The sequence below is a fragment of the Chryseobacterium paludis genome (genome assembly GCF_025403485.1).
GTDB lineage: Bacteria > Bacteroidota > Bacteroidia > Flavobacteriales > Weeksellaceae > Chryseobacterium > Chryseobacterium paludis.
In genome coordinates, this window is record NZ_CP099966.1 from 1,234,272 (window position 1) to 1,248,059 (window position 13,788).

Sequence of the window (13,788 nt, forward strand, 5' to 3'; positions counted from 1 at the left end):
AAATCTATAAAATTATCATGAAAGAAGTATTTATTGTATCAGCAAAGCGCACCCCTGTAGGTGGATTACTTGGAAATTTATCTGGTTTTTCTGCACCACAATTAGGAGCTTTAGCCATTCGTGAAGCATATAAAAGCATTTCATTGGAACCCGAATTATTAGACAGTGTTTATATGGGAAATGTACTGAGTGCAGGAGTAGGACAGGCTCCGGCAAGACAGGCTGCTATTTTTGCTGATATTCCTTATGACAAAGATGCCACAACAATTAATAAAGTATGCGCCTCAGGAATGAAAGCCACTTCATTGGGAGCACAGCAAATTCAGACTGGTTTAGAACATCTTATCGTAACCGGAGGTATGGAAAGCATGAGCAATGTTCCACATTATGCTTTTCTAAGAAACGGAAAGAAATTGGGTGATATTACCCTTACCGATGGGATGACCAAAGATGGATTATGGGATGTCTATCATAATTTCCACATGGGAAGTGCAGCAGAGCTGGGTATAAAAAAATACGGACATACAAGACAGGAGCTGGATGATTATGCCTTATCTTCTTATCAAAAGTCGCAAAATGCAACGGCTCAGGGAAAATTTAAAAATGAAATTGTTCCTGTTGAAGTCACCAAAGGAAAAGAGACGGTTACAATCGATAAGGATGAAGATATTTATAAGCTTATCCCGGAAAAAATAGCTCAGCTGAAACCTGTTTTTGAAAAAGACGGATTACTTACTGCAGCTAATTCCAGCAATTTAAATGATGGAGCTGCTGCCTTAATTCTGGCTTCTGCAGAGGCTGTACAAAAATATCAGCTAAAGCCACTTGCCAAGATCATAGGATATGCAGATGCCGCTCAGGCTCCGGAATGGTTTACCACTTCGCCAGCGTTAGCAATTCCAAAAGCACTTTTAAGTGCTAATCTGGATCTTTCTGCAGTAGACTATTTTGAAATTAATGAAGCTTATGCTTCAGTAGTTCTTTCAAATCAGAAAATCCTGGGATTTGATCCTGAGAAGGTTAATGTTTATGGCGGAGCAGTAGCTATTGGTCATCCGATAGGAGCTTCGGGAGCAAGAATCCTGGTTACCCTTCTTAATGTGTTACAACAGGAAAAAGGAAAATATGGAGTAGCAGCGATCTGTAATGGTGGTGGGGGAGCTTCAGCGATGGTTATTGAAAATTTAAATAGGTAGAATGAAATCTTGTTAAGATCAATCATTTCTAACTTAATAGAAAAAAATGTCTGACCGAATTTACAACAGATTCGGTCAGGCATTTTCTTTTTAATTAATGAAAATATTCAATTAGCTATGCCGGTAATTGATCTAAAAAAATTCTGATATCCTTACTTATTTCCTGTACATGAGTTTCCAGTGCAAAGTGACCGGTTTCATAAAACTTTATGGTAGCATTCGGAATATCTCTTTTATAAGCTTCTGCTCCCGGAGGTAAAAAGAAAGGGTCATATTTCCCCCAAGCGGCTAATAATTGTGGTTGATATTTTCTGAAATATTCCTGAAATGCAGGATATAAAGCAACATTAGTACGATAATCCAGCATCAGATCCAATTGGATATCATTTCTTCCCGGACGGTCCAGAAAATACTGATCCAATGCATAGGACTCCGGAGCAATAAGCGATACATCACGAACTCCTTCTTCGTATTGGAATATGGTCATCTTTTTTGAAGTAAAATCGCTTAGTGCTTCTCGATTTTCCTTACTTGGATCTTGCCAGTATTTTTTCATAGGATTCCAACCTTCACTTAAACCTTCTTCATAAGCATTCCCATTTTGAGAAATAATCCCCGTTATTTTTTCAGGATTGGCTAAGGCAAGTCTGAGACCCGTGGGAGCACCATAATCAAAAATATACAGAGCAAATCTTTTTAGTTCCAGAGTATCAATAAACCCTTGCATAGTTTTAGCAAGATTATCGAAAGTATAGTCAAACTGCGATGGATCCGGAGCATCGGTAAATCCAAAACCCGGCAGATCAGGAGCTATGATGTGGTATTTATCATTTAAAGTAGGAATCAAATCCCGAAACATATGTGAGGAAGTAGGAAATCCGTGAAGCAGCAATAGAATTGGAGCATCTTTTGGTCCCGATTCACGATAAAAAATATTCAGGCCGTTAACATCTACGTTTTTGTAATAAATAGTTGGGTTCATAATTGTTTTTGTTTTTTGTTATTTCAAAATTACGTCATATATTTGATTACATAAAACGATTAATTATGATTGCAACTATCACAAAAAATGATATATGAATTTAAATGATCTTAAAATATTTGAGGCAGTAGCGGTTCACGGAAGTTTTACTAAAGCTGCAGATGTGATGTGTACGGTACAGTCTAATGTTACTGCAAGAATAAAAACATTAGAGGAAGAATTGGAAGCTCAACTTTTCACCCGTACTTCAAGAAAAGTTTCTTTAACCAAATCCGGACATGCATTCATTCAGTATGCGCGTCAGATTTCTCATATTATTGATGAAGCTAAAAAAGAAATCAAAAAATCGGATCAGATAGGGGGAAATTTATGTATTGGATGTATAGAAACCACTTTAGTATTTAAGGCTCCGGGTATCCTTTCAAATTTTATGAAAATATATCCACATGTAGATTTGGAATTCAAATCAGATTCCCGTACCAAACTGATTGATGATGTATTAAATTATAAACTGGATGCTGCATTTGTTTCGGTTCCTATTCATTCTTCACAACTTGAGCAGGTCCACATTAAGGAGGATGAATTGGTTATCGTTTCTTCTCTTGAAGAAAAATCAATCAACCAGATCCTTAAAAAAGAAAACCTAAGTATTGTTGTATTTGAACAGGGATGCGTGTATAGAGCAAGGCTTGAAGCAATGCTTAATTCAAGGGGTATCATTGAATACAAAAGTATGGTATTGAATTCCATAGAAGGTATTATTAATTTTGTTGAGGCTGGTCTCGGAATCACCATACTCCCTGTTGAACTGATCGAACAATATTATAAGTCCCGTAAGTTAAAGGTATTTAAACTTAACAAAGAGATAAGCAGCATATCAACTTCACTTATTTATTTAAAGAATATTCCAAAATCTCAAGCTTTAGAGGCATTTATAGCAATGCATACTTAATTCATTAAACAGAAAAGGCTACCTCATAAATTGGCAGCCTTTTCTGTTTAATATTACTTAATGTCTATAGCTCAGCAGCTATTGGCCAATCTACGGGTATCTTTGTGACAGCATATAAATAATTGGTTATGGTCTTATCACCAATAGCAATAATCACATCAACTAAATTTCCTTCTGTATATCCTTCATTAAAAAAGTTTTCTTTTGCTTCATCAGATATTTCTCCTTTTTTACTTACTACTTCCTGAACCAGATTAGCCAAAGAACTTAGTTTTGAGTCAAAAGAAATATTTACTTTTCTGATCTCTAAAATTTGTTCATCATTAAATCCATTAAGCTTTGCGACAGCAGTATGAGCACTTAAACAGTAAAGACATTTATTATATTGACTTACCACCAGACTCACCACCTCTTTTTCTTTTGCTTTTAGAGAAGATTTTGCATTTTGCAATCCCATATAGGTACTTAATCCATTTTCAGAATGAGCGAAAGTGGCAAAAAGGTTAGGAACATATCCAATCCCTTTTTCCAGTTGATTGAAAATACTTTGGTTAGCTTCTGAAAGTTGTTCTTTTTGAGGAATTTGAAAATTTTTCATTTTTAATTATTGTTTAAAATTAATAGTACAAAGTTGCACCATCACTGACCTAAAAAGAATAGAGTAATTTCCCGAAAGCTTATGCTTTTTTCCCTTTTATTAAATAAGCCTGTACATTCACATTTTGCTAATCTGTTCTAAATTTATTTCTTTATATTAGTATTTAGTATGAGGAATTATTCTTAAAAAAAATAAACACAAATGATAAAGAGACTGTCATTATTAATAATACTACTATGCTCAATTGTTCTTTTTGGGCAAAATAAACAACCTTCCGATGAGTATGCTAACGCCAAAGAAATCATTAAAGATTTGGATTCGATTGCTAATCCCAATGGAATCCAGGAAAGATATAAAGCTCAAATTGGAGGGATAGATCAATGGGTATATGTAAGAGGACAAAACAAAGACAATCCTATGATTTTATTTGTGCATGGTGGTCCTGCATCTCCAATATCTCCGGTGATGTGGATGTTTCAAAGGCCTATTGAGGAATATTTTACGGTCGTCAACTATGATCAGAGAGCATCTGGTAAAACATATAATGCGAATGATACATTAAGATTAAACAATACTATAAAAATTGATCAGTATGTTGATGATGCAATACAGTTGGCCGAGTTGATTAAACAAAAATATAAAAAGAAAAAAGTGATCCTCATTGGACATAGTTGGGGAACTGTAATTTCCATGAATGCTGCATTAAAAAGGCCTGATTTATTTTATGCTTATGTTGGCATCGGGCAAGTAATTAACACCAAGGATAACGAACGGTTAAGTGTTGATTATGCAGTAAAGGAAGCTACCAGATTAAAAAACACTACTGCCTTGAAAGAACTGGCCACAATAGCACCATATCCTGGGAATATTCCCATTACAAGGCAGCGGATTATTATTGCAAGAAAATGGCCTCAATATTATGGAGGCTTAACAGCATTTAAAGATAACTCAAAGTATTTCTTCCAGGCTCCACTGCTATCTCCTGAATACTCTGATATAGATGCCGAAGCAATTGGCAAGGGAAGTCTCTTTACTCTCGGAAAAATTCTTCCTGAATTTCTACAGGTTGATTTCAAAAGCATCAAGAAATTTCCTATTCCAGTCTTTATGTTTATGGGAAGACATGACTATACAACTCCTTCTGAGCCAACCGAAAAATGGATACAAAATGTAAAAGCGCCTACAAAAAAGGGGATATGGTTTGAAAATTCAGCTCATTTAATTCCTTTCGAGGAGCCTGGTAAAATGTTAGTTACTTTATTAAATGATGTTAAGCCTGTTTGTCAATAGCCTTTTTGAGCATTCATTTTCATTTTTTAACCAGCAATTTAAGCTCCAAAAAAAGCCTCCCGAGGGAGGCCTTAAAAAACACAAATGATGAAAAAAAATTATTTCGAAGTGCAAATATAATAAAATATATTATGTAACACATTGTAATTTTATTAATATTTTAATTTATTTATTAATAACATATTAATGTTATGCATGCATATAATTAAAATATTTTCAAATATACATTTTTATTCTTTAATAAAAAATCAGCTGTTCACGGGCATTTATTCCCTTGCAGTAGATCAAAAAAAACCTTCAGGAATTCCTGAAGGTTCTCTGAAACTTTTTATTTCCTAAAATTTAAACACACAGCCGCAAACGCTCATTTTGCCTTCAACAACTGTTGTCCATTGTCCATTCCAAGTACCTCCATAAGATGCACAAATAGACGGACATATTTCTTTAGCATCATCATTACTCCAGATAGGTCCTGCAAGAACGTCTAAAGTATATTCAGTATCCCCTGAAGGAGCAGTATCATACTCAACTTCAATTACACTCATTTCTCCCTCAACAATGGTACTCCATTGTCCAGTAAATTTTCCTAAATGTGCCGCAGCGATACGGCCACCTAATTTCTGTGCTTGATCGTTGCTCCAAAGCGGACCTGCTACGATGTTAATTTTGAATTTTGACATGGTTTTTGTTTTTAAAGTTTAACATTCCAAAATTGCGATTATAAAAAAACAAATAGTAGAGTATAAAGCACCATTTTTTTTATTCAGTACTTATACTTAGCATGCCCATGACCAGTGCTTTTATCCGATTAATAAAGGATAAAACAATATTTATTATTTCTCTTAAAATTGATATAAATGTATTTTAACAGTAGGAAAGTGATAGAAAAGTTGAAAGCAAAAGAAAAAAAATATTGACATTATGAATCTCAACAAATATTGGAGACGATAAAAAAAGACGAAGCTATAAATATTACTTTACAGCCTCGTCAATTTTTAAAATCATTTGGTTTTGTTGTTTACAAATTTAGAGCAATCAGTATGAGAGGTACAGATACAGTTGATGTTTTTTATTAGGGTACAGATCACCAGGCTTTAACAATTTTCCCGAGGGTCTGGAGGTCAGTGTTTATTTTCTCATTCCATTCCATTGCAAAATTCAGTCTCATACAGTTGTTATATTGATTGTATTGAGTAAACATCCTTCCCGGAGCGAAACTTATATTTTGACGGATGGCAATATCATACAGTTTTACGGTATCAATTTTTTTATCAAGCTCCAACCATAGCATAAAACCTCCTTTTGGCTGAGAAACTTTCGTGTTATCCGGAAAAAAATCCTCTATTCCTTGTTGAAGTTTTTGACAATTAGCCTGTATTGTTTTTCTGAAAGTCCGCAAGTGATGATCATATCTTCCGTTCTCTAAAAAATGTGATATCGTTTCCTGATAAATTGCAGGTGTAGAAAGTGTTTGAATTAATTTTTGCTGAATAATCCTGTCTTTGTATTTTCCAGGAATAATCCAGCCTACACGATAACCTGGCGCCAGTGTTTTAGATACAGAATTGACCAGCATTACAATGCCAGCTTCATCAAATGCCTTACAGGGTTTTGGCCTTTCTGCTCCATAATAGACTGTCCTGAATATATCATTTTCTACCAGTGGAATATCACGCTCCGTAAGCATTTTTACCAGTTCTCTTTTATGATCGTCAGACATCAGAGTGCCCAAAGGATTATTAAAATTTACTATAAAGCAACATGCACTTATCGTAGGCAAAACCTTTTTAAGAGCTTCCAGATCCAAACCGGTTGCAGGATCTGAAGGTATTTCTACAGCTTCAAGTCCCATGGCGCTTATCATCTTAAGGATTCCGAAATAGGCTGGGCTTTCAATAGCTACTTTATCTCCAGGTTTCGTAACTGCCATCAGGCACATAAACATTCCATTCATAGCCCCTGATGTTACCACGACATCATCTTCAGTTATTTTACCTTCCAGCATAAACGCCCATCTGGCAACGGTTCTTCTGAAGTTAAGATTACCCTGTACCGATTCGTAGGTTGCACCACCGTTGGCTAAAGTGCGCATCACCGTAGCGACACTTTTGTTAAGCTGAGCAATTGGTAGAAGACTTTTTTCAGGCAAGCCAAGAGAAAAATGGGTAATATCTTTATTATCGGATGAAGCAAAAGTTTTATTAAAAAGATCTTCAGGATGTTTTTCTTTCTGTAATGATTCTAATATAATAACCGAGGGAAGTGAAAATTTCCTTTGAGAAGCCCGACTTACATAATAACCCGATTTTGGAACAGGCTCTATTAATGATTTACTTTCAAGTTCCAGAAATGCCTGTCGAACAGTATTGATACTTACATTATACACTTTCTGTACAGTTCGTATAGACGGGAGTTTATCGCCAAGCCTTAAGGTTCCATTAAGAATTTGTTTCTCAATGATTCCGGCAATCTTTAAATACAGGACTTCTTTTTTCATTCAATCATTTTATGTATCTGTTAAAATTAAGAAATTTAATTCCCTTCTCCATGAAATTATTACAGAGTCACCAGATACCAACAAAAGAGGGTGTATATATTAAATTGATTTCAAATAAACAAAATGATTTCTATCAGAAATACCCATCAATACTGTATATTTCATACAAAAGTGAACAATATGCAAAATATTGTTCTATCACATTATTAAATTGTATGATAAAAAACATTAATTTTAAGTGATTTTAGGTTTTTTTGACAATTTTTAACAAAAATTATATTTCTATTTTTGCAACCAAATCTTTAAATTATGAAAAAAATTTTATTAACCTTTTCCATTTCTTTTGGAATTTTTGCTTCTGCACAAGAGGTAAAAACTGAAGCTCCTGTAGTAGATACAACTAAAGCATGGAGCATTCAGGGTCAAAACACTTTAATGCTAAACCAAGCTGCATTTTCGAATTGGGTTGGTGGTGGAGCTAACAACGTGGGTTGGCTTGCAGGTGTAAATTACAACCTTACTTATGAAAAAGGAAAAGATCTATGGGAAAACATTATTATTCTTGGCTATGGGCAAAATAACACCCAGGGAGTAGGAACTAGAAAAACACAGGATGTCATTAATCTCTCCAGTAATTATGGTAGAGAGATTGCCAAAAACTGGTACGTATCCGGTGGTGTAAGTCTACAGACTCAGTTTGCAGCAGGATATGAAGATGGAAATAACCCTGATGCTAAAAAGATCTCGAATTTTATGGCTCCCGGTTATTTAAATGTAGGTGCCGGTTTTACTTACAGACCTAATGATAACTTTACCATGACCCTACGTCCAGCTAATGCAAGAGTGACATTTGTATTAGATAAAGATCTGCAATATGCCGGAACTTATGGATTAAAAAATGATGGAGATTCTTCATTATTCCAGTTCGGTTTCTTAGGAACAGCTATTTATAAACTGAAAATCATGGAAAACATCAACCTTACCAATACAGGTTCCGTATTTTCTAATTATTTAGATCATCCAGATCGATTGGTTCTTTCTTACAGTGGAATTTTAAATATGAAGATCAATAAATTCATTTCTACTAATATAACTCTAGACTTACTATATGATCACAATCAGATCAGAAGGACACAGCTAAAACAAACTTTAGGAGTTGGTTTTGCTTATAATATCGACAATGGTAAAAAACGCTCTGATAAAAAAGACAATCAGTCTTGGATGAAAAAATAAATGAGTCCATCAATACAAACAAAAAGACTAACCTTTCCGGGTTAGTCTTTTTTTATAAATCAGATGATGAGAAGTAGTTTAAAATCACCTTACTCATGACTGTTCTTTCGCATTACCAAAACCAAAATGGCAAGCATACCACCTACAGCACCGAATATATAAATAGACTGGTAGCTGAACCATCCGGCAATGATCCCGGCTATTGGACCTGCCAATCCTAAGGAAAGATCAAAAAAGGCTGAGTAAGCTCCTAAAGCTGTTCCTCTCATATGTGGAGTAACTTTCTTGATTGCCAAAACTCCCAGAGAAGGAAATACCAGGGAAAAACCTATTCCTGTAAGAGCACAACCTACAATAGCCATCCATCCTGAATGAGAAAAACCAATCAATAGCTGACCAATAATTTCAATAACAAATGAAACCAATGCAACCTTATAACCACCATATTTATCAGGGAAGGAAGAAAATAATATGCGGGTAAGAATATAAAAGCCCCCAAAACAGATAAATCCCAAAGAAGCATTATCCCAGTTTTTTTCAGCGAATAGTAAAGCGATAAAAGAAGCTATACAGGCAAATCCTAAAGAAGAAAAAGCCAATGCCAATCCCTGATCCGAAACCTTTCCTATTACTTTATAAAATGGAGTTCTTATGTGGGTCGGATCAACTTCAAGAGTCGGTAGTTTAGCGGTAGACAGCCAGCTTATACCGGATAATGCAAGAATCAATAAAAAAGGAACACCTGTTCCAAATCTATTTCCTAACCACATACTTAAAGGCGCACCTATAGCAATTCCTGCATACATTGAAATTCCGTTCCAGGTCATTACTTTACCTGATTTATGAGGTCCTACCAAACCAATTCCCCAAGTCAAGGCTCCTGTTACCATCATACTTTCAGATATACCGTGTATTATCCTTGAAAGGATGAGTATCCCAAGTGCTATTAATGGAAAATGGACTGCGGAACTACCTATAATATAAAAGACTCCTGCGATTAAAACCAGAAATATTCCCCGGTGATTACTTATTTTAGCACCAAGTGTATCTGTAATTTTCCCAGCATAGGCACGAGTTAATAACGTTGCCAAAAACTGAAGCCCCACCACAATTCCTACAATGAAAGTATCAAATTTTAATTCATTTTTGATTAATGGTGGTAATGCACCCAAAGCGATACCTATTGTAAGGTAGGCCGAAAATACGGAGACCACTATTGGAGCCAAAACTTTTGTTAGTGGGATTTTTTGTTCCTTAACAACAGTAGCATCTGGACCCTGAGCTACTGGATTTGTACTTTTACTTGCCATATTGCATCGTTTTTTTTAATTATTTTACGAGTACAAAAGTAAATTTGAAGAGCAAATCTGACGATAGCTATTCCATGGCTATAATTGGACAAATAATGGTTTTCGTTTTCGGAACTGAGATGCTGTAAATCCTGTTTTATTTTTAAAAAACCTGGAAAAATAGGCGTAATCTTCATAACCCAGTTCAAAGGCAATCTGTTTTATATCCAGATTGGTATAATATAATAGCCGTTGAGATTCAATAATAATTTCCTGCTGTATCCAATGACTGGCCGCAAAACCTGTAATTTCTTTTACTACTTCATTCAGATAAAGAGGAGTTATATGAAGTTCCGATGCATATTCTTTTACCTGCTTCAATTGTTTATAATGCGTCTGAATCAATTGTTTAAACTGAAGTACAGTTTTATATTTCTGTCCGGCAATAATCTTTTCAGAATGTCGGTTCTCTATGAATACTCTAATAATAAGCCCTGTCAAACTATCAGAGAGCGAACTTATAAGGTTATTCTGAAAAGGAGCTTCAGGATTCTTTAAAATAGAATCAAAGACAGGAATAAATGAAAATAAATCACTATCTCTTGTTATTGAAGCTACCTGATTGGAATTAAGATAGGTATTATAGATCTCAAGATACGTTTTAGGGATTAATGCGGTTTCTATAAATACAAACCAACCTTTACAATTTTCATGTTTTAAATACCGATGAACCTGACCTGGTGCTACATACAAGATTGATGTCCCAAATAATTCAATTTCACGAAAATCAAGTTCCCATAAAGAATTACCTTCCTGTTGAACAACAAACATAAAATGCTCATCCCTATGTGGAATTTGTAATATTTTATCAGGCTTAACAATAGGGCAGATTTCAATACCAATAATGGGAAGCTCGTTTTTATGGAGTGGTATTGTAGATTTTACCATGGTATATTTATTAGAACGTTTATCAACGTAAATGTAATAATAATGCAGAAAATAATATACTAAAACAAAATTCTCCCATATTGCTTTTATTGTAAATTATAAAAAATTTCAATCTTAAATCTACTATCGGTGTAAAAATAGGATAAAGAAAGCTTCATCTATTTTTTCATTTTAATCCAGATTAAAAAATAGGATTAACTATTTATTCTGATTAAATAATCTTTCTAAAACCTGAAAACGATAATCAAAAATATGCTCAAGTTTCTTTTTAACAAATAAACCATGTGCAATTTCTCCTAAAAATCCCATAGGAAGTTCATAATCGATAGTATCTCTTATCAGTACTCCTCTTTCATTAGGAATAAATTCATGAAAATGATTCCACAATTTATAAGGTCCTTTTTTCTGAAAATCTGTAAAATTCTTTTGAAAAGAAACCTGGGTAATTTCTGTTTGCCAGGCCATTTTAACTCCCAATAGAGGAGAAACATAATAATCGATGATCATTCCTTCATAAATCTCATCATTTTCCAGCTTGGTAAGAACAATAAAATTCATGTCTTTGGGTGTAATTTCAGACAGATTATTAGCCGAAGAAAAAAAATTCCAGGCCGTTTCCAGATTACAATATAATTGTTGCTCACGCTGAAGCTGATGTACCATACTTTTCAAATTTTTATTTATTGATCCTTTAAAACAAAGTAAGGTATTACTTTCTAAAACTGCGTTTCTTTTTCATTTTTTTTTACCTGATTTTTTTTATAAAAAATATCTTTTTAATTCCCTTTTAATATCATTATTCTCATATACTGTAAAGGTATACTTTAGTAGATAATAGTATAAGATAATTAAGGGTTTCAAACTATCTTTTCAAACTAATTTTATTAATAAAAATGAAAAATAAACCCTTACACAATTTTCATATTCCTGTGATGGGACTCGCCTATACCATAGACAGTCCGATACGGGTGGCACACTATGGAATTTCTTCTGTTATTTCTATCATAGATGATGAGATCATCGAAAAAATGAAAGACTTTTATAACAAAAAATTCAGTTTGGATTATCGCAGTATTTCTCATAAAACAGACGATTACCGCGCCAAAAGAATTACGGATTACCTAGATATGATGGATGATATCGTAAATGAAAAATTTGAAGCTTTTAAACAGGAACTTAGTAAAAATAAGGAAGTACTAAAGAACTTCATTGCAATGCTTCCTAACACTTCTGACCTTAAAAACGGACTACAAAGTTTTTTAAATCAAAAGGATTATCTCAGTTCGAGCATCAAACATTTTATTGAAACCAATCTGAAACCCGGAGGTATCGATGTCAATATCATGACCAAAGTAGACAAAGACAATTTCAGAAAAAACGAACAGCTCCCGGTTATTTATAATGATGCCCATGCTTCGCTGCGAGGATTTGCCAAGAGCAAATTATCATCATCAATGGTGCTTTCCGCTGGAATGAATCCACGATTATACAGTTATATCGAAGAGTTTGATGATTTTTTCCCCGATCAGAATGGTATTTTAAAGAAGAAGATCATTCTTAAGGTCAGCGATTTCCGTTCAGCAATGATACAGGGGAATTTTTTAGCAAAGAAAGGATTATGGATTTCTGAATATAGAATAGAATCAGGATTAAATTGCGGCGGACATGCCTTTGCAACCGAAGGTTTGTTATTGGGACCGATCATGGAAGAGTTTAAACAAAAAAAGAATGAACTTATACAGTCTGCACATACAATAATGAATAATGCTTTAGAACAGAAAGGCAAATATATTGTTGTACAGCCACTGGAAATGAAAATTACAGTTCAGGGCGGGGTAGGCACATCGGAAGAGCACGAATTTTTACTTGAAAATTACAATGTTGACAGCGTAGGGTGGGGATCGCCATTTTTACTCGTTCCGGAAGCTACTTCCGTAGATAAAGCAACCAGAGAGCTTCTCCTGAAATCAAAGGAAGAAGATTTTTATCTCAGTAACATTTCTCCTTTGGGTGTTCCTTTCAATACTGTTCGTGGTACTTCCAATCAGCTTTTGAAAGATAAGAAAGAAGGGAATAAAAAATATGGAAGCTCATGTCCGAAAAAGTTATTAGCTCTAAGTAAAGAATACTCTCCGAAAGGTATATGCACAGCCTCAAAGAAATATCAGGATATTAAACTTGATGAACTTCAAATGGAAAAAAAAACCTTAACGACTGATGAGTTCAATAAAAGGAAAACCGAAATTACCGATAAAGCATGTTTATGTGTTGGATTGGTTAATTCCGCATATCTGGAACAGAACATAGAAATAAAAGGAGAGAAGCAAGGGGTTGTAATTTGTCCAGGTCCAAATCTTGCCTATTTCAATAAAGAAGTTTCATTATTAGAAATGGTCCAGCACATTTACGGTAATTCAAATATTCTACCGGACAACCGACGTCCGAATATGTTTATCAATGAACTTAAAATGTATGTTGATCATCTGAAAAAAGAGATCGCGGATTCATCTGTAGTTACTACTCATTCTCAGACAAAAAAATGGAACTCTTTTAAAAAGAACATTTTGGATGGCATTACTTATTATGAAGATCTTTTCAGTACTTCAATCTTTTTCAGGGATAAAAAAGAAGCCATACCTCTTCAATTACAGAAATACAAAATGATGGTTTCAGAAATTGAAATTCCTCAGGTCGGAAAATAAAAATTTACTGAATTTATTAAACACAAAGACGCCATTTATTTTACAATTATGATGTTAAGGCGCAAGGATAATAATCGAAATTCCTTTGCGCCTTTGCGTTT

General features: G+C 34.3%; 12 protein-coding genes. 5 read left to right on the forward strand and 7 right to left on the reverse strand.

Annotated elements, in window-relative coordinates:
• The first annotated feature begins 17 nt into the window (after positions 1–17).
• Positions 18–1,196, forward strand: coding sequence for an acetyl-CoA C-acyltransferase (locus NG806_RS05270; RefSeq protein WP_261512227.1), 1,179 nt, complete (start codon positions 18–20; stop codon positions 1,194–1,196).
• A gap of 115 nt (positions 1,197–1,311) precedes the next feature.
• On the opposite strand, the gene NG806_RS05275 is transcribed toward NG806_RS05270, so the two are convergent.
• Positions 1,312–2,178: an alpha/beta fold hydrolase gene (locus NG806_RS05275; protein ID WP_214824888.1), complete on the reverse strand. Its 867-nt coding sequence runs from the start codon at positions 2,176–2,178 to the stop codon at positions 1,312–1,314.
• 94 nt (positions 2,179–2,272) lie between these two features.
• Between NG806_RS05275 and NG806_RS05280 the strand changes: the two genes are divergently transcribed.
• Entirely contained in the window at positions 2,273–3,130 is an 858-nt protein-coding gene (locus NG806_RS05280) for a LysR family transcriptional regulator (protein WP_214824884.1), read from the forward strand.
• Between the two features lie 64 nt (positions 3,131–3,194).
• Here NG806_RS05280 and NG806_RS05285 read toward each other — a convergent pair whose 3' ends face one another.
• Positions 3,195–3,728: a carboxymuconolactone decarboxylase family protein gene (locus NG806_RS05285; RefSeq protein ID WP_261512229.1), complete on the reverse strand. Its 534-nt coding sequence runs from the start codon at positions 3,726–3,728 to the stop codon at positions 3,195–3,197.
• A gap of 201 nt (positions 3,729–3,929) precedes the next feature.
• Between NG806_RS05285 and NG806_RS05290 the strand changes: the two genes are divergently transcribed.
• The gene (locus tag NG806_RS05290; protein WP_214824879.1) at positions 3,930–5,018 is read left to right on the forward strand and encodes an alpha/beta hydrolase; all 1,089 of its coding nucleotides are present in this window, start codon (positions 3,930–3,932) and stop codon (positions 5,016–5,018) included.
• 335 nt (positions 5,019–5,353) lie between these two features.
• On the opposite strand, the gene NG806_RS05295 is transcribed toward NG806_RS05290, so the two are convergent.
• On the reverse strand, positions 5,354–5,698 hold the full coding sequence (locus tag NG806_RS05295; RefSeq protein WP_214824876.1) for a mannan-binding lectin: 345 nt from the start codon (positions 5,696–5,698) through the stop codon (positions 5,354–5,356).
• 404 nt (positions 5,699–6,102) lie between these two features.
• Complete coding sequence (locus NG806_RS05300) at positions 6,103–7,515, reverse strand: aminotransferase-like domain-containing protein (protein ID WP_214824873.1); 1,413 nt, start codon at positions 7,513–7,515, stop codon at positions 6,103–6,105.
• Between the two features lie 309 nt (positions 7,516–7,824).
• Here NG806_RS05300 and NG806_RS05305 point away from each other — a divergent pair, with 309 nt between their 5' ends.
• On the forward strand, positions 7,825–8,748 hold the full coding sequence (locus NG806_RS05305; RefSeq protein WP_214824870.1) for a DUF3078 domain-containing protein: 924 nt from the start codon (positions 7,825–7,827) through the stop codon (positions 8,746–8,748).
• Between the two features lie 89 nt (positions 8,749–8,837).
• Here the strand turns inward: NG806_RS05305 and NG806_RS05310 are convergent, their stop codons facing one another.
• The 3 genes from NG806_RS05310 to NG806_RS05320 form a co-directional block, all read right to left on the reverse strand.
• Positions 8,838–10,058, reverse strand: a complete 1,221-nt coding sequence (locus tag NG806_RS05310) for an MFS transporter (RefSeq protein ID WP_261512231.1) — start codon at positions 10,056–10,058, stop codon at positions 8,838–8,840.
• A 78-nt stretch (positions 10,059–10,136) separates the two neighbouring features.
• The gene (locus tag NG806_RS05315; RefSeq protein ID WP_261512232.1) at positions 10,137–10,985 is read right to left on the reverse strand and encodes an AraC family transcriptional regulator; all 849 of its coding nucleotides are present in this window, start codon (positions 10,983–10,985) and stop codon (positions 10,137–10,139) included.
• A 198-nt stretch (positions 10,986–11,183) separates the two neighbouring features.
• Positions 11,184–11,648, reverse strand: a complete 465-nt coding sequence (locus tag NG806_RS05320; RefSeq protein ID WP_214824861.1) for an SRPBCC family protein — start codon at positions 11,646–11,648, stop codon at positions 11,184–11,186.
• 230 nt (positions 11,649–11,878) lie between these two features.
• On the opposite strand from NG806_RS05320, the gene NG806_RS05325 reads away from it, so the two are divergent.
• Complete coding sequence (locus tag NG806_RS05325) at positions 11,879–13,687, forward strand: hypothetical protein (RefSeq protein WP_261512234.1); 1,809 nt, start codon at positions 11,879–11,881, stop codon at positions 13,685–13,687.
• Positions 13,688–13,788: the final 101 nt, after the last annotated feature.